Genomic DNA, 17070 nt, shown 5'->3' on the forward strand with positions numbered 1-17070 from the left:
TGTACCAGCAGCGATCGGAAGGCGAGCTTAGGCGTCTTAGGGCTCAGCGCACCGGCTTGGGGGTGATTGGATCGCTGGGAAAGTCGATGCCGATTATTTCGTTGTTGGCGTTAAGGATCACAAAGAGTGAATCGCTAAGTCGATTGAAATCGGTATTGACGAGTACAAGACGCTGGTCGCCGCCGCCCTCGGCCACCACAGCCTTGCGGATCCGTACAAATTCGCCGGTTTGACGTTGGAGCTGCTGCCAGCGCACCTGCAGGCTGCTCGCGGAGATTTCCTTCTGCAGTGACAGGCTCAAAAAGCTGCGCGCTGAGATGAACTGGCCACTGCTTAGGGCGGTCACAAATCTCTTGGCAACCGCGCCGGGTGCCTCATCGGTTACATCCAGGTGGTAACCAGCGAGTTTGCCTTCGGGGTTGAGCACGATGAACAGCTCTCGCTTGCCCATGGTTGTGGTGATGCTGGCCTCAACGGTGGTGTTGCGCAAACCCCCTTGCACGCTGAGCAGGGTCCAGCTCAACAGTTTGGGCTGGGTGCGCATTGTCTCCGCCACCATCGAAGGGCTGCTAACCGCCTTGAGTTCCTCTGAGAATTGGCTGTAGCGCAGGTTGGGATTGCGGCTTTTAACTGCTGCCAAAATCCGATTGGCTGCATCGCGGGCGGCTTCGACGCTGAGGGCTGGACGATCCACACCACCGCTCTGGCTCTGGGCCAAAGCCGCACTGCCTGATGTTCCTGGCACTGCGGCCATGGTGATGCTCAGGCCGGTGGCCAGCGCAAGCATGCCGAGAGCCATGCGGCTGAGGGCCTGGGGCTGTTGAACAAAGCGCAGGTAGCGCAGCGACATCGCAAAAACAAACATTTGGATCAGTGTGCCCCAAATTTGCCGCCCAAGAGGGGCAGCAGCTGCAATTGGGAATCAGCCAGTTCAAGCTCCAGCGTGATGACTCGATGGTGCGGGCCGGTAGGCCCGAAGGTCTCGAGGCCATCTCCGGGGTTTACGGCAATCTGCGGCCAGGCCGCTCCCGCTAGGGAGAGTCGCAACCGTTCCCCGGGGCAGAGCTCAGCTAGCAGGGGCTGCAATTGAACTCGCAGCAGCTTTTTTTCGCCTGCTAGCTGCTGCGTCCTGGCCACACCCGTGCTCAGTTGGAGCACCCTTCCCTGGGGATCAATCACCGAGAGAGCTGCACAAAGATCAAAGCTGGGTTGGTCGGCCCGCACAGCAATGGTCAATAGGGGCCGTCCTTCCAGCTCCAAGGGCGTGCTGAGTGGGGCACTGGTGAAGCAGATCACATCACTACGGCGGTCCAGGTCGCCGCGTTCACACGGGCCTGGATCGAGGCCAAGGTGGCCGCCCCGGCCTGGAACTGGTCGCCAGGGATCGTGCACTAGGGCGACCTCGCCGCTGCCAAATTGATCGAGCAGCAATTCGCCCTCCTCCACGTCGATTGTGGCCAGGCCACGACTACGTAGCCCCCAGCTCAGGTTGCTGCTGTCTGAATTGGGGGGCCGCCAATGGAGGCTTGAGTTCTTGCCGTTTGTAAGGGGGTCTTTTTCGAAAAGAACTGCAGCGCTGAGTTCTTCTGTAGCGGCTTGATTCTGAAGATGGTGCTGAAAGAAGGCCAGTTGCAACCGATCAAGGCCGCCGTTCCAGTCGAGGTGGGTATAGGCACCAATGCGGAGCAGCGGCGAGCCACCTGCAGCGCTAGCAAGTGCAAAGAGGTTCAAGATGCCGCGCAGATGGGGGTCGTACCAGCCACCTATCAGCAGCATCGGGCGCTGCAATAGAGCTGCGACTGGTTGGTGGCTAACCCACCTAGGGGCCTCGCTTGCCGGCAGCTGCAGCCAGCGGCAGGCCATGCCTTGGGGGTCATGGCGCTTGAGCAGGTCAAAGCCTTCAGCCAGAAAGTCGCCCGAGTCGAGGCTGCGGCGAATCGCTTGCCAGCCGGCATCGTCCCCAAGTTTCTTGCAGCGAAGGGCTGCCAATTGCAGTCCCCAGCCGAGGCCTAGGGCCCACCAGTGGGCTCCTCCTTCGCAGGCCCAGTCACCGCGCTCGTCCAAACCAGCCATAGCCGGTGCCAGGCAGTCGGGAATAGCCCCTGGATCGTCGCTTAGTAGTTGGGTCAGGCCTTGGTATGAAAATCCATAGCAACCAACTCTTCCGTTACTGCCTTCAAGTTTGCGAACCCAGCGGATGGTGTCTGCCCCATCGGATAACTCCTGCTCGAATCCTTGGAACGTCCCCTGGGAAGCACCTTGACCGCGCACATCCTGAACAACTACCAGAAAGCCATGGGCTGCGTACCAGCTGGGATGGGCATAGGTAATAGTTGAGGCGATCGCTCGGCCGTAGGGCTGTCGCATCAGCAGCACCGGCCATGGTCCTTGGTCTGCTGGTTGCCAGACTCGGCTGATCAGCTGGGTGCCATCCCGGCAATCCATGGCCTCGTCTCGCCAGCGAACCTGCAAAAGGTTTGGCGCCGGGCTGCTCACTCAGCGCACATCGGGGCAATAAAGCCCAATCACATAGGTGATAAGAACCTCAGAATCCATGGGGCTGAGGTTTTCTTGGCGGGCGATCTGGCTCACGGCCGAGCTGGATGTGGCGGAGAGCGCCTGGGCGTTGAAGCCCTGAAACTGGCTGCAAAGCGCCTTTGCCCTCGCAGGGTTTTGCTTCACGGACTCAAGCAATTGGGATTGGGCCAGGGCAGGTGACCAAAGGACTGCCAGGCTGATCAGCAGCAGCGGCACCAGGCCGAAGATGTAACGGCCGCAGGTCGAATTAATGGGGGGGGAGTGGAGATTTGACAACGTATGCAGCCCCAAAGCTTCTCCATTTGAGCCACCAGGGGCGTCGGCTGGTGGCTGCTCTGGATCAGTTCGTGGGGCGGCGCTGAGCGCGCCGGATCCATTCGCTCAAGGTGGTCAGATCGAGCAGGGGGGAGGCCATGCCGGTGAGGCTTCGTTGCAGCCGGCCCATCTGTACCAAGAGTTGGTGCGGATCACTGGCCGCCAATCCAGCCCTGCTAGCGATACCGGCGTAGAGCAGCAGGGCGGCTTCTGCCGGCTCGAGTCCTACCTCCACCACTAGCCGGGCCTGGCCCCGAAGCTTGATCAGCCGGGCCTCGCTGGCGCCGCCGCTGCGGCCGAGCCGGCGCAGGTCCTGGTCTTGGAGACCGGCGAGTTGGGGCCAGTCTTCGATGCCGGCTAGCTCCAATTGGCGTTGTTCACGCTGAAAGTGAATCGGCAGTTGCCACATGGCTAGGGCTGTAGCTCAACATCACCACTTGTCAGGCTGCGGGTGGCTTCTGCCAGCACCACTGGCTTGCTGAGCCCTGGGGCCACCGTCTCGACCCGGCGCAGTCGCACATGCACCAGGTTGTCGGCGCTGCTGCGGCCGCCACCCCTGAGGTTTTGGGCTACTTGCTGAATGGTGGGTGCGGCGGCCCCATCCGCTAGGTCGTCTGGCGCTGCTGCCACCACCAGGGCGATGCCGTTGTCAAACACCACTGGCACGCTCACGGCCCCAGCTAGCTGCACCCGAGGGGTGTAGCTCACCGCAAAGGCCAGGCAGGAAACGGCGAGCAGGGCCGTGAAGCTGGTGACACCAACCAGCCGAAAGCGAATCCCCCAGCGGCTCAAATAACCAACAATCGTGGTCAAAGCCAGGACCCCACTGGCGGCCCCCAGCCATTTGCCCGCTGTGAGCAGGATTGGATCAGCGGCCATAGGGCTGGATGTTTGGGATAGTGCCTTTATATTGCGGCCGTCGCAGGGGTGGCAGCCCACGGGAATGGCGGAGTTGCCAGAACAGAACCCTGGGCCAGTCCCCGCTTCGTCGTCACTTGCACCCCCACCCTGGCCTCAGGGCCAGGGCAGCGTCCGCTTGCTGGCGGCGTTTACGGGCGGCTGCGGTGCCCTGATTCTGTTGGTCTGGGGCGGGAATCAGGCCTTGAGAAAGCTCTACGAGCACTGGAGACCTCGGCTTGAACAGCCGCTCAGCCAGCTTGCTGGCCATCCCGTTGAGCTTGGCGAATATCAGGGTCTCGGTTGGGGTGGTCTGCGCATTGGGCCCAGTCGCATCGCCCCTGGGCGGCTGGATGGCTCCTCAGTCTTGGTGCGTTCGGTTTTGGTGAGCGTGGATCCGCTAGCCAGCCTGCGCAAGCGGTTGCCCGTGGTGCATGTGGGCTTGGCTGGTGTGCGCTCTGAGTTGCGGCGCAACTCTCAAGGTCAGTATTGGGTGCCAGGGCGGCTTGCTGTAGGCACCAAGCCGCCGCGCCTGGATCTCAGGTTGCGCCTGGTGGATCCCGCCTTGCTCAACCTGCAGCCTTCCGGTACGAGCCTCCGCCTCACGGGCCGTGGTGCAGTGCGGCCCCATCGCCGGGAGGTTGAACTGGCGGCTTGGCTGCGCTCGGAGGTGGCCGCTGGCGAGCTGGCCATGGAGCTTCAGGGCAATTGGCAGAGGCAGCGCTGGGATGGAACCCTGCGGGCAAAGGCCTTGCAGCTAGCCCCGCTGCAGCGCCTGTTAGGCCTGCCTGGTCAGCTTGCGGGTCGCGCAGATGGCACGTTCGCCTTGGCCTGGAAGGACCGCCAGCCCTTCTGTCGAGGTGGAGCCCAGCTGCGCCAATTGCGCTGGCGGCCTGCGACCGGCGTATCCCGACTGGAGTTGCCATCCAGCCAACTGCGCTGCAGCGGTCAGGCGCTCGAGTTGGACCGCTCTGCTTGGCGCTGGGGAGCACCGGGCAGCAAGGGCCTGCAGGGCACCCTGCGGCTTGAGGGGCTGTGGCAGCGTAACCAGCTTCAGTTGCGCCAGTTTGAGCTGGCCCGCGGCCGCTCCTGGCTAAAGCTCAAGGGGAGCTTGGCCAGGCGTTTTGATCTGACGGGGCAATGGCAGCTCTGGCCCGGTGACCTTCCCCTGCAAGCCGGCACCCCCGCCTGGGTGTTGAACCAGCAAGTTGGCGGTTCAGTGACGGCCAGGGGGCCGTGGCTCCTGCCCCAGCTCCAGGCCCGCTTTGGTCAGCCCAGTAACCCGTTGCTGGGTCGCTGGGATGCGGTTTTGGATTGGCGCGACAAGCGCCTAGTGCTGCAGCGTTTCAGTAGTGCCCACCTCTCCGCCCGTGGCGTGTTGCCCCTGGGCCTGCGGGCCGGTGAGGGGCTGGTGCCAGGTCAGCTCGATCTCAACTTGGAGCTGCAGCGCTACCCCCTCGAGCGGCTCGATCTGCTTGTGGGCACCCAATTGCAGGGAATCTTGCAGGCCACTGGCCGGGTTCGGGGCCCTCTCAAAGCCTTGAAGCCAGACCTGGATCTACGGATCGACCAGCCCGGTGCCGGCCCCCTCAGCTTGCGGGAAAACTGGCAAGGCCAGTGGTTTGGTGATCCGGCTGGTGGTGGGCGCCTACGCATGCAAGCCCTCGCCCCAGCGCCGCTGGGGGTGCTGGAAGCCCGCCTCGATTCCCGTTGGGTCCCCCGTGCAGTTCGCCTTGACCGGGCCGGCGGCACTCTGGAACTCAACGGCAGCCCTCGGGCCTACCGCTGGCAGTCATCCCAGTTGCCCCTCGATGGATTGCAGCTAGCCCTGGGGCCAAATTCGAGGCGACAACCCCTGCAAGCCCGGCTGAGCGGTCAGGGCCTGCTCGAACTCCAACCCCTGGCCTTTAGCGGTAGCGCCCAGCTTGATCGGCCGGTGTTTTTGGGCGTCTGGGGGAAATCGGCCCAGGCGAATATCCGCTACGCCAAGCGTCGCTACTCAGTCCAAGGAGCTATCTCTCCCCTTGCTGGGGGCAACCTTGCCATCGATTGGAGTGGCGTGTGGCATGGCGCCTTCCGAGCCCGCCTTCAGGGTGAGCGATTACCGCTGCTGTTTTTGCAGCAGTTGGTCAGGGCCTGGCCCCAGTGGCGCGGAGGGAGCGCGCCGATCCTGGGCCGGGCCAGCGACATCGGCACCCTGCTTATCGATACCTTTAGCGGCAGCATGCAGGACCAGCTGCGGGCCCTGGAGCTTGCTAGAGCTCGCCTGAGCTCTGCCAGGCTGGAACGTGACCGGCAAAGCAGTCCCCAGGAGCGGCTGCAGCGGCTGGCAGGTCACATCGACGCAGACCTGCGCCTTGACGGAGCCAGCCTGCTAGAAGCCCGCGCCGACCTCCAGGCCCGCGCCCACCTGTGGTTGCCTGAGGCAAACCAGGACCAGCCCCTTACCTCTGTGCCGGTGCTGGTGAAGTTCACCGGGCCCCTGCGGCGGGGGGCTGGCAATTTCAGCCTGGCTGACCTGCCCCTTGAGCTGTTGGCGCTGCTTACCCCTGTGCCCGCCGGATTGCGGGGCCGCCTATCTCTGCAGGGGCGCTACCGCCTCGGCACTCCCCAACCTGAGCTTGCCCTCAACATCAGCCTGGTTGATGGCTACCTAAGGGAAACGGCTTTGGTGCTGGAGCGGAGCACCATTCAGCTGGAGCAGGCCAGGCTGCTCCTCGATCTTTCTTTGCGGGCGGCCGGGGCTTCAAGCAGCGTCGAATTGGCGGGTGTTGTGCCCTTAGATCCGGGGAAGCAGGGTCTTGAACTGCGCCTGGCTAGTCGTGACGACGGCTTGCGCTTCCTGGCTGGGCTTGCCCAGCCTGCCCTGCAGTGGAATCAGGGCAGCGGCGACCTGCAACTGCTTGTGCGCGGCAGCGTCAGAGAGCCGATCGCTAACGGATTTTTGCGTTTCCGGGGTGCTCAGTTGCAGTTCATCGGCCAAAAGGTTCGTGACGTCGATGCCACCGTGCTGTTCGACTTTGAGCAGCTTCTGCTTCAGGAGTTCAACGCCAAGGTGGGAGATAAGGGAGTGGTGCGTGGTAGCGGAAGCCTGGGGCTGTTTCGCCCTGAGGCCACCGCTGATGGCAAAGACGCAACCCTGAAGGTAGAGCTTGAAAAGGTGCCCTTTGCCATGTCTCGGATCAAAGCTGTGGCTGATGGGTCCCTTCAAATCGGAGGCAGCGTTGCTGCCCTAGATATTGGCGGGGAGCTGGCTATATCCCGGGGCAGCGTCAACGTTCAGCCGGCCCGACTGGCCAGTGAAGCCAATCTTGCGGCACCGGTAGCTAGCGCTGCTGAATTGCTCGAATCCCGCTGGAATTACGACCAGCCCTTGGTACTGCTCGGTCCCGATGTGGAGAGCAACGCTAGTGAGTCCCTGCGTGCCGCCGTACCTAACGCCAGCTTTGTGGGTTTCGATGACCTGAAGCTGAAGCTGGGTCCCGACCTGAAGGTGGGTATACCCAACCTGGCAAGTTTTGGTACCAGTGGGCTGCTGCGTCTCAATGGACGGCTGGATCCGAGCCTGCGCTTGCAGGGTGTGGTGAGGTTGCTGAACGGCCGACTCAACTTGTTCACCACCACCTTTGGACTCGACCCCGAATCTCCAAACGTTGCGGTGTTCACACCCTCCATGGGATTGATTCCTTTTCTTGATATCTCCCTGCGAACCAGGGTCTCCGACAACCTGCCGAGCACCAGTGGTATTGGGACCGCCGGCAGCCTGTCGTTGCAAGACTTTCAGGCGGCTGGCGCCACCAACTCCCTCGACCAGCTCAACTTGGTGCGGGTTTTCCTGAGTGTGAGCGGCCCGGCGGACCGGCTTGCCGACAACCTGGTGCTGCGCAGTTCGCCACCGCTCTCGGAAGATCGGCTACTGGCCCTGATCGGCGGCAATACTCTGGCCGGCCTGGCGGGATCGGCAGGCGGCACTGCTCTTGCCACCGCCCTAGGCCAAACCCTGCTCTCGCCCCTGCTCGGCACCCTCGGCGATGCCTTCGGCCAGCGACTCAGCTTTGCCCTTTATCCCACCTACGTGAACCAAGGTGTCGCCAGCGGCGCCGAACGTCGCTCAGGCCGGGTGCCGCCCCAGCTGGTGCTGGGAGCGGAAATAGGTCTTGATCTCACGGAACGCTTCAATGCATCCGTGTTGGCTGCCCCCAACCGCTCCGACGTCCCGCCCCAATTAAATCTGAATTTCAAGGCCTCAGAATTGCTCAACCTGCAAGGGGCCGTCGACGCCCAGGGTGCCTGGCAGACCCAGTTGCAGCTGTTTTTCCGCTTCTGAGCTTGTTTATTTCGATGCAGCGATTCCGATGAACCAGTTGATCGGGGTGGATCTCGGTGGTAGCGCCATCAAGTTGGGGCGCTTCAGCGAAGCCGGCGATCTGCTGGCGGAGCTGCAGGTGCCTACGCCCCAGCCAGCGGTGCCTGGTGCAGTGACAACGGCGATCGTGGCGGCGGTGCAGCAACTAGATCCTCAGCGGCTGGCCGATCGGGTTGGGGTGGGCCATCCCGGGCCGAGCGACCAGGCCGGCCGGGTGGCGCGCATCGCCATAAACCTGCCGGGCTGGCTGGATGTGCCCTTGGCTAATTGGCTCGAACCACTGCTGGAGCGCCCCGTGACCCTGGCAAATGACGCCAACTGCGCCCTGCTCGGTGAGCACTGGCTCGGGGCGGCCCGCGGAGTTAGCGATGTCTTGCTGCTCACCTTGGGCACGGGCGTGGGCGGAGCGGTGTTGCTAGATGGCCAGTTGTTTACAGGTCATCGGGGGGCGGCCGCCGAGCCCGGTTTGATCGGCCTAGATCCCGCTGGTCCGCCCTGCAACAGCGGTAATAACGGCTCACTGGAATCCTTCTGCAGTCGCCGTGGCTTCGATCGCCTCTCCAGCCTGGATCCGGCCGAACTCTGCCGCCGGGCCACTGGCGGCGATGGCGAAGCCCTGGCGGTGTGGCGGGCCTATGGCCAGCTGCTGGGGCAAGGTTTGAGCTCGCTGCTTTATGTGCTCACGCCGGAGCTAGTGCTGATTGGTGGTGGCCTCAGCGGCGCCAGCGATCACTTCCTGCCAGGGGTGTGGCAGGAGGTGGAGCAGCGGGTGCAGGCAGCCAGCCGGGAGGGTCTGACGATTAGTCGCTGCAGCCTTGGCAACGGAGCCGGCCGGCTGGGGGCGGCTCGCCTGGCGCTGCAACGTTTGGCGCCCAGCTTGGGATGATGGCTTGATGATTCCTGATCCCTCCCCAGACCTGCTGGCCCGGGCGGCCCAAGTGCGCCGCTGCGCCATGGCTCTTGGCCAACTCGACGATGGCCAGCGCCGTCAGGCCGTGCTTGCCATGGCAGAAGCCCTAGAGCAAGGCAGTGAAGCCATTTTGGCCGCCAACCAGGCCGATCTTGAGGCCGCTACCGCCGAGGAGCTGGCGCCGGCGCTGGTGGCCCGGCTCAAGCTCGATGGTCCCAAATTGGCAGGGGCGATCGCGGGTGTGCGCCAGGTGGCGGAGCTTGCCGATCCGGTTGGCCGCCGTCAGCTCCACACCGAGCTAGATGCGGGGTTGGTGCTGGAGCGGTTAACGGTGCCCCTGGGGGTGCTGGGCGTGATCTTTGAGGCGCGGCCAGATGCGGTGATGCAGATCGCCTCCTTGGCAATTCGCTCCGGCAACGGCGCCCTGCTCAAGGGTGGCCGCGAAGCCAGCCGCAGCTGTGAGGCCATTCATGCAGCGTTGCGCCGTGGCCTGGCCGCAAGTGCGGTGCAGCCCGATGCCCTGGAGCTGCTCACCAGCCGGGAGGAAAGCTTGGGGCTGCTGAAGCTCGATGGGTTGGTGGACCTGATCATTCCCCGGGGCTCCAATGCCCTGGTGCGCTTCATCCAGGACAACACCCGTATTCCAGTGCTGGGTCATGCCGATGGCATTTGCCACCTGTTTGTGGATAGGGCCGCCGACCTTGAGCTGGCCCTGAAGGTGGCGCTGGATTCCAAGACCCAATACCCGGCAGCTTGCAACGCGATCGAAACCCTGCTGGTTGACGCGGCAATAGCTGCTGATTTTCTGCCCAGGGCCGTGCTGGCCTTCGGGGCCGCCGGGGTTGAATTGCGCGGCGATGCCGCCGCCATGGCGCTAGGGGTGGCTCATGCCGCCTCAGACGACGACTGGAGCACCGAATATTCCGACCTGGTCTTGAGTGTGAAGGTCGTTGCCGACATCGAGGCCGCGCTCGCGCACATCGCCCACTACGGCTCGCGTCACACCGATGCCATCTGCACCAGGGATGCCGCCACAGCCGATCGCTTCTTGGCTGCGGTTAACAGCGCCGGCGTCTACCTCAACTGCTCCACCCGCTTCGCCGATGGCTTCCGCTACGGCTTTGGCGCCGAGGTGGGCATCTCTACCCAAACCATGCCCCCCCGCGGCCCCGTTGGGCTGGAGGGTTTGGTGACCTATCGCTACCGGCTGCGCGGCGAGGGCCACATCGCCGCCGATTACGCCAGCGGCGTGCGCCAGTTCAGCCATCGCCCCCTGCCCCTTTGAGCTTCCTGCCATGAGCGATGCGATTCAGCTGCGAGGCCTGCGGCTTTGGGCCCATGTGGGGGTGCTCGATTTCGAGCGCAGGGATGGCCAGTGGTTTGAGCTGGATCTGGAATTGGGCGTGGATCTCAGTGCTGCTGGGCGCAGTGATGCCCTAGCCGACACCCTCGACTACAGCCAGTTGATCACCGCCCTGCAAAAACAGGCCCGCAGCCTGAGTTGCCAAACCCTGGAGCACTACAGCGAAAGGATTCTCGAACGGATCGAGGAGCTCTATGGCCCGGTGCCGGTCCGCCTTGAACTGCGCAAGTGTCAGGCCCCGGTGCCGGGCTTTGGCGGGATTGTGGCGGTGCGGCGCAGCCGGCATCACTAGGAAAATTTGAGGCAGAACCCGCCTCTGTGGTGAAAGTCAGGTTCGCTGCCGGGATGGGCCACGGCCCAGTAGGCCAGCTCTCCGCTGGAGCTTTGGAGCACGGCGGACACCCCAACTTCGAGCCCCGCAGCAGCCCGGTGGATGCCCAGCGCTGGTGGCAGCGCGCAAGTAAGGCTCAAGCTCAATTGTTTGTCATCGCCCATCACGCTGAAGGGGAGTTGCTTGTAGGCAGGTTCCTCGGCTAGCCCCTGCCGGTAGCCCTCTAGGTGATAGACGTTCCAGTGACCGGCGGGCGAAAGGTTGTACTCCCAGTAGTCGCTGTTACCTGCAGCGGCAAGAAAGAATTCCAGGCAGGTTGCTTGCCAAAGAAGGTCTTGTCGCAGTGGTGGGCCGCTGCTACGAGCAATCCTCAACTTGGCTAGTTCGCCCTCAAGCTGGAATGTGATCTGCAGAGTATTCTCAACCACGCTGAGTTGGCCATGGAGTGAGTAGAGAGCAAGTTCCCCCTGCATTTCGGCTGCATAAGGAATTAATTTGAAGCTGGTGCTTTTCATCGCAGTTTTGCCACAATCTGCCGGATTTTTTCTTCCTGGGCCTCAATGCTTTCGGTGAGACGAAATTGCACTAGAGCCCTTGCGAGGTTGTGGTTGGGATGGGTGGTACGAAAGTAGACATTGCCAGCTAGATGGTCACTTAAGAAGCGCATTCCTAGCTCAAAGCTGATCAGCCTTGCCGACACAAAGATGTAATCTAGGTCCGTATCGCTTAGGGATGTTCTTGCCGCGTCCAGGTAGCCCTCCAGGAGGGTCTCGCAGAGATCTAGATCAAATTTGACGCTATCTGGTTCACAGGCTTCTTCCCCCGCTGGATTGCAGGCTGAACGCAAGCAATCACCAATATCGTAGTGCACCAGGCCTGGCTTAACTGTGTCTAGATCCACCATGCTCACGGCAGTTCCCGTGTGGGCGCAGAGCATCACATTGTTGATTTTGGGGTCGCCGTGAATAGGCCGCAGCTGCAGAAAGCCCGCTTTAATGGCGTCCTCAAGGATCGGTGCCAGTTCGCGGCGTTGCTCTACAAATGCAGCACACCATTGCTCCCGACCGTCCTGACCTATTGGGCTACATAGCAGAGCTTGGTCGTAGGCCGCCAGGTAGGTCGGTGTGACGTGGAAACCCGGCAGGGTGTCGGCTAGTTGCTCTAGGGGCAGGTCGCTGATCAGCAAGTGGAATAGCCCTAGGCCGCGACCTACCTGCCGGGCCTGCTCCCGGTCCGTGATCGCCTCAACCGTCACGGCTTCTTCGATGAAGCTCTGTAGACGCCAAAATTGGCCCTCTACCCATAGCCAGGGTCGGCCGGTATGGCGGTTTGCGATTAGCCGCGGCACTTCCCATCGCTGTCCGATCAGAGGATGCTGCTTGGCATGTTCGCTGAGCGCCTCCAGGTTTTGCATCACCAGCTCCGGCTGGGGAAACACCCCGGTATTGAGCCTTTGCAACACATAGCGGCTTGCTGTTGCCCCTCCAGAGCCCACCTCCATTAAGTAGGTGTCGTTGACGTTGCCGTTACCAAGAGGTGCAATCGTTGTGACAGGTCCGGGGAGGATGAAGGCCTCGGCGACCGCCACCAGCTCCGGTGCAGGAGTGGCCATCAGGCGGCCACCAGCCCGGAATGTCGGATCAGCGCCTCGCTGCTTGGCTGACGCCCTCGGAAGGCTTCGAACACCTCAGCTGGGGAGCGGCTGCCACCGAGGCTGAGCACGGTGTCGCGGAAGCGGCGGCCGGTGGCGACGATCTCCTCCTCCTGCTCCAGGCCCACCTCCTCGAAAGCGCTGAAGGCATCGGCGCTGAGCACCTCAGCCCACTTGTAGGAGTAGTAGCCGGCCGCATAGCCGCCGGCAAAAATATGGCTGAAGGCGCAGAGCAAGGCGTCCTCGGCTATGGGCTCAAGCACCGTTGTGGTGGCAGCGATATGGCGGCGCAGTTGATCCGGACTCTCACCGCTGTCGGGGGTCCACTGGCTGTGCAGGCGTAGATCGGTGAGGGCGAAGTGCACCTGGCGCAGGGTGGCGCCGCCAGCCATGAAGGTGCGAGCAGCCAGCAGCTTTTGGTATTCGGCCTCCGGTAGCGGTTCGCCGCTTTGCCAGTGGCGTGCCATGCCCAGCAAGGTGGCCCGGTCGTAGCACCAGTTCTCCATGAACTGGCTGGGTAGCTCTACCGCGTCCCACTCCACGTTGTTGATACCGGCGGCCTGGGGCCGCTCCACCGTGGTGAGCATGTGCTGGAGGCCATGACCAAATTCGTGGAAGAGGGTTTCAACCTCGTCGAAGGTCATCAGGCTGGGGGTGTCCCCCACCGGTGGGCTCTGGTTGCAGATCAAGTAGGCCACCGGCAACACGGGCTCGCCGGTGATGCTGCGGGAGCGGCCGAGGCATTCATCCATCCAAGCTCCACCGCGCTTGCTGCCAGGGCGGCTATAGGGATCAAGGTAAAAACCTGCCAGGGGCTCCCCGTTACGGGCTTCGAGCACTCGGAAATAGCGCACATCGCTGTGCCAAATCGGTGCTTCCCCATCTGCGGCCACTATTTGTATGTCGAAGAGGCGCTGGCAAAGAACAAACAGCCCCTGCAAAACCTGCTTCAGGGAAAACCAGGGTCTGAGGGCCTCGCTGTTGAGCTCGAAACTCTCCTGACGCAGCACCTCTGCCCAGTAGCTCACGTCCCAGGGCTTGAGCTCAGCTGCCTCGGGTGCCCCGTGGCGCCTGGCGCAGGCAGCAAGGGCGGCGAGCTCCTGCTGGGCCACTGGGAAGGCTGCAGCGCGCAGGTCTTCAAGTAGGTCTTCGACCTCTTGCACCGAGCCGGCCATTTTGGAGGCCAGGCTTACCTCGGCCCAGTTGGCATAGCCCAGCAGCTGGGCTTGCTTCAACTTCAGCTCCAGGATTTGGGCAATCAGGGGATTGTTATCCAGTTCGCCGCTGGCGGCCCTGCCCACCTGGGCGCGGTAGACCTTTTCGCGCAGGTCCCTGCGCTCACTGAATTTGAGAAAGGGCACCACCCTCGGCATATCTAGCCCCAGGCGCCAGCCGCTTTCACCGGCATCTGAGGCAGCTTGGGCCAGCAGCTGCCGCAGGCTGGCTGGTAGGCCGGCCAGTTCGGCTTCGCTGTTCAAAGTGAGGCTCCAGCCGTTGGTGGCATCGAGCACGTGGTTGCCGAAAGCGGTGGCGAGTTCGGCGAGCCGCTCACAGGCGGCGTTGAAGGCTTGCTGCTCTTGCCCTTCCAGGCCCACGCCCCGCAACTGCATGTCCCGTAGCTCCGCCGCCAGGATGCGGCTCTGGGTGGCATCGAGCTGGCTGGGATTGGCTTGCAGTGCCTCGAGAGCTCGATATATCGGACGCGATTGCCCAGCGCGGTTGCCGAATTGCACCACGGCCCCCTGCTGCTGTTGGTGGGCCTCCCGCAGGGCTGGTGTGTTGCAGACGCCATTGAGATGGCTCACCACCCCCCAGCTCCAGCGCAACCGCTCGCCAAGCTGGTGTAGTGGCTCCATAACCTCCTCCCAGCTGAGCAACTCGGATTCGCCTAAGCGCAGCTCAAGCCTGGCTTCCTGGTCGGAGAGAGATTCGTTTAGGTCGCTCAGTAAGGCTGGGATCGCCTGCTCTACCTGCTCCGGCGTGATCGCATCGAAGGGCGGAAGACCCTGACCAAGCAGCAAGGGCAGGGGTGCGCTCAGGGTCATGGACGGGGGATTTGGTGCAGCCATTCCAGCCGATCCAGCAAGCTTTTGTGAATTAGCCCAGGGCGGTGACCCGGCCCATGGCAAACAGGGCAGTTGCACTCAATTGCTGGGCTAGGGCGTTGGTTGAGGCCTCATAGACATCGATTGCCAGCCGGGGCCAAAAGCCAATCGCCAGCGTTGGTATCAGCAGGGTGAGACCAATAAAAAGCTCCCGTGGACGCATGTCGCCCACCACAGCTAGGGCAGGAATTCTGGGACCGAAGAACACCCGGCGGCAGAGGCTGAGCAGGTAAACAGGAGTAAGTACTAATCCGATCGCTGCCAGCACGATGGCGATCACCCGGAAGCCGATGGTGAAGTCGTCGTTGGCGGTGATGCCAAGAAACACCGTGATCTCGCTCACAAAGCCACTCATGCCTGGCAGGGCAAGGGAAGCAAGAGAGCTGGCCAGGAAAAAGGCGAAGGTGATCGGCAGGGCCTTGGCGAGGCCGCCCATGTTGGGGATTGAGAGGGTTTTAGTGCGTTCGTAAAACACCCCGGTAACAAAGAACATGGCAGCTGCGATCAAGCCATGACTGATCATCTGCAACATGGCGCCGCTGATGCCAAGGGCATCTACTGCACCAATACCGAGCAGCACAAAACCCATGTGGCTCACGGAGCTGCAGGCAATTCGCCGTTTGACATTGTCCTGGGCAAAAGCATTCAGGGCGCCATAGACGATGTTGACAATGCCGAGCACAATTAGGGCTGGTGCCAACCTCAGATGCACCTCCGGAAGCATCTGCACGTTGAAGCGCAGCAGGGCGTAGCCACCCATCTTCAGCAGCACCCCTGCCAGCAACATCGATACGGGCGCATTTGCTTCACCGTGGGCGTCGGGCAACCAGGTGTGGAGGGGGAACATTGGCAATTTCACCCCGAAGCCCACCAGGAAGCCCAGATAACAGAGCAGGCCAAAGGTGCCACCTGGGGAACGGTTGGCTAGCTCTGAGAGGTTGAAGCTGAAGCTGTCGCCTGAGAAGGCAAGAGCAAGGCCGCTCAACAAGATCAGCAGGGAGGCTGTGGCGGTATATAAAATAAACTTAGTGGCCGCATATTGACGTTGCTTGCCACCCCAGATTGCTATTAATAGATATACCGGAACCAGCTCAAGCTCCCAGGCAAGGAAGAAAAGCAGAAAGTCTTGGGAGAGAAAAACCAGGCCCTGGGCTGAGGCCTGAACAAGCATCAGGGCGAAATAGAGGCGGGTTTTAGTCTTGATGTTCCAGCTGGCTGCAACCGAAAGCAGGGTTACCAGGCCTGAGAGCAGCACCAGCGGTGTGGAAAGGCCATCAGCTGCCAGGGACCACTCCAGGCCCATGGCCGGCACCCAGCTGACCCTTTCGACCAGTTGCAAATCACTTATGGAGCCATCGAAGTGCCTGTTAAAGCAGAACAGCATTAGACCAAGGTCGATCGCCAGGGTGGCGAGGGCCAGGGTGCGGGGCCACTTGGGGTCGCTGCCATCTCCTGGCAGCAGAGGCATTACCAGGGCTACTGCTGCTGGCAGCAGCACGATCAGGCTCAGCCAGGGAAAGGCCGATTCCGCTGCTGGAGCGCCCAGGCTGGACGCGACTAGCAGGGGCATGTTGACGTCCATCACGGCCCGATTGCAGATCTGGTGATTCGCTGAACAGGGCCGAGGTCAGGCGCTGTTCAAATCGGCAACCAACCTATCAGCCCCGGTTGCTCGACTGAGTAAATTTACTCACTGACAGCGGGCTTCTGGTCTGGCAAGTGCTCCCAGCGGCTGCCCAGCTGCTGGATGGCCAGCACCTCGGAGCGGGACTCAACCCCGGCTTGGTGCCAGGCCCGAACCATCGCTCTGCTGACGTTTTCGGCCTCAGGTTTGGGGCACAGGGCAAGCAGGCTTGGACCGGCGCCACTGATCACGCAACCCCAGGCTCCCGCTGCTAGTGCCGCCTCCCTCACGGCCTTGCCACCGTGGATCAGGCCCCAGCGGTAGGGCTCATGCAGGCGGTCGTGCATGCCATCGGTGATTAGGTCGCCATTGCCGGTGCGCAGCCCCTGCAGCAGCAAGGTAAGGCAGCCCAGGTTGATTACCGCATCCCCCACCGGAATTGATTTCGGCATGGCTCGCCTTGCTTCGCTGGTGGTGAGCCGGATAGCTGGGATAGCCACTACGGCCTGTACCAGGGGCGACCACTCACAGCGCACCACCCGCCAACGGTGCGAGGCCGCCTTGGCTGTCATGCACAATCCCCCCACCAGGGAGGGCACCACGTTGTCGGGATGGCCTTCAATATCTATGGCCAACTCCAGCAGCTTCTCGCGGCTGAGGGGCTCGCCCACCAACGCATTGGCGCCGAATAGGCCAGCCACGATCGCCGTGGCGCTGCTGCCTAAGCCCCGGGCCGGCGGCACCGCCAGTCGCACTCTTGCCTCTAGGGCCACCGGCTCCTCGCCAGCTTCTTTCCACACCCGTTGGGCCGAGCGATACACCAGGTTGTCGGGCCCACCGCGTAGGTGGGCTCCTTCGCTGCCTTCAATAATCAGATCAAAGCGCTCGCTGCCTCCCTCGATGCAGCGCATCTGAAAGACGTTGTCGAGATCCAGGGCAGCCCCCAGACAGTCAAAGCCAGGGCCCACAT

14 protein-coding genes are annotated in these 17070 nt (G+C 62.5%); 4 read left to right on the plus strand and 10 right to left on the minus strand.

Annotated elements, in window-relative coordinates; all coding sequences use genetic code 11:
* Positions 1 to 43 precede the first annotated feature (43 nt).
* From KBY85_RS13305 to KBY85_RS13325, 5 genes are all read right to left on the minus strand, one after another.
* Complete coding sequence (locus tag KBY85_RS13305) at positions 44 to 865, minus strand: DUF3887 domain-containing protein (protein WP_254961945.1); 822 nt, start codon at positions 863 to 865, stop codon at positions 44 to 46.
* 5 nt (positions 866 to 870) lie between these two features.
* Positions 871 to 2445 (minus strand): CocE/NonD family hydrolase, encoded by a 1575-nt coding sequence (locus KBY85_RS13310; RefSeq protein WP_254961946.1) that lies wholly within the window; start codon positions 2443 to 2445, stop codon positions 871 to 873.
* Between the two features lie 51 nt (positions 2446 to 2496).
* Positions 2497 to 2814, minus strand: coding sequence for a hypothetical protein (locus tag KBY85_RS13315; RefSeq protein WP_315859547.1), 318 nt, complete (start codon positions 2812 to 2814; stop codon positions 2497 to 2499).
* A gap of 64 nt (positions 2815 to 2878) precedes the next feature.
* Complete coding sequence (locus tag KBY85_RS13320; protein ID WP_254961947.1) at positions 2879 to 3262, minus strand: DUF4332 domain-containing protein; 384 nt, start codon at positions 3260 to 3262, stop codon at positions 2879 to 2881.
* A gap of 2 nt (positions 3263 to 3264) precedes the next feature.
* On the minus strand, positions 3265 to 3732 hold the full coding sequence (locus KBY85_RS13325; protein WP_254961948.1) for a Ycf51 family protein: 468 nt from the start codon (positions 3730 to 3732) through the stop codon (positions 3265 to 3267).
* Between the two features lie 64 nt (positions 3733 to 3796).
* Between KBY85_RS13325 and KBY85_RS13330 the strand changes: the two genes are divergently transcribed.
* The 4 genes from KBY85_RS13330 to folB are packed head-to-tail and all read left to right on the plus strand — an operon-like array spanning position 3797 to position 10681.
* Positions 3797 to 8077, plus strand: coding sequence for a translocation/assembly module TamB (locus KBY85_RS13330; protein WP_254961949.1), 4281 nt, complete (start codon positions 3797 to 3799; stop codon positions 8075 to 8077).
* A 28-nt stretch (positions 8078 to 8105) separates the two neighbouring features.
* On the plus strand, positions 8106 to 9002 hold the full coding sequence (locus KBY85_RS13335) for an ROK family protein (RefSeq protein WP_254961950.1): 897 nt from the start codon (positions 8106 to 8108) through the stop codon (positions 9000 to 9002).
* A gap of 7 nt (positions 9003 to 9009) precedes the next feature.
* Entirely contained in the window at positions 9010 to 10311 is a 1302-nt protein-coding gene (locus tag KBY85_RS13340) for a glutamate-5-semialdehyde dehydrogenase (protein ID WP_254961957.1), read from the plus strand.
* Between the two features lie 10 nt (positions 10312 to 10321).
* Entirely contained in the window at positions 10322 to 10681 is a 360-nt protein-coding gene (gene folB, locus KBY85_RS13345; protein WP_254961951.1) for a dihydroneopterin aldolase, read from the plus strand.
* On the opposite strand, the gene KBY85_RS13350 is transcribed toward folB, so the two are convergent.
* The 5 genes from KBY85_RS13350 to thrB form a co-directional block, all read right to left on the minus strand.
* Complete coding sequence (locus KBY85_RS13350; protein WP_254961952.1) at positions 10678 to 11235, minus strand: DOMON-like domain-containing protein; 558 nt, start codon at positions 11233 to 11235, stop codon at positions 10678 to 10680. The genes folB and KBY85_RS13350 overlap by 4 nt on opposite strands.
* Positions 11232 to 12332, minus strand: coding sequence for a phosphotransferase enzyme family protein (locus KBY85_RS13355; RefSeq protein WP_254961953.1), 1101 nt, complete (start codon positions 12330 to 12332; stop codon positions 11232 to 11234). The genes KBY85_RS13350 and KBY85_RS13355 overlap by 4 nt, the downstream gene beginning before the upstream one ends.
* Positions 12332 to 14416 carry a M3 family metallopeptidase gene (locus tag KBY85_RS13360; RefSeq protein ID WP_254961954.1) on the minus strand — a complete coding sequence of 695 codons (2085 nt, stop codon included), beginning with the start codon at positions 14414 to 14416 and terminating at the stop codon, positions 12332 to 12334. The genes KBY85_RS13355 and KBY85_RS13360 overlap by 1 nt, the downstream gene beginning before the upstream one ends.
* A gap of 52 nt (positions 14417 to 14468) precedes the next feature.
* Positions 14469 to 16058 carry an NAD(P)H-quinone oxidoreductase subunit 4 gene (locus KBY85_RS13365; RefSeq protein WP_254961958.1) on the minus strand — a complete coding sequence of 530 codons (1590 nt, stop codon included), beginning with the start codon at positions 16056 to 16058 and terminating at the stop codon, positions 14469 to 14471.
* A gap of 104 nt (positions 16059 to 16162) precedes the next feature.
* Positions 16163 to 17068, minus strand: coding sequence for a homoserine kinase (thrB, locus tag KBY85_RS13370; protein ID WP_254961955.1), 906 nt, complete (start codon positions 17066 to 17068; stop codon positions 16163 to 16165).
* Positions 17069 to 17070: the final 2 nt, after the last annotated feature.

This window comes from Cyanobium sp. BA5m-10 (genome assembly GCF_024346255.1).
In the GTDB taxonomy this organism is placed as follows: domain Bacteria; phylum Cyanobacteriota; class Cyanobacteriia; order PCC-6307; family Cyanobiaceae; genus Cyanobium_A; species Cyanobium_A usitatum.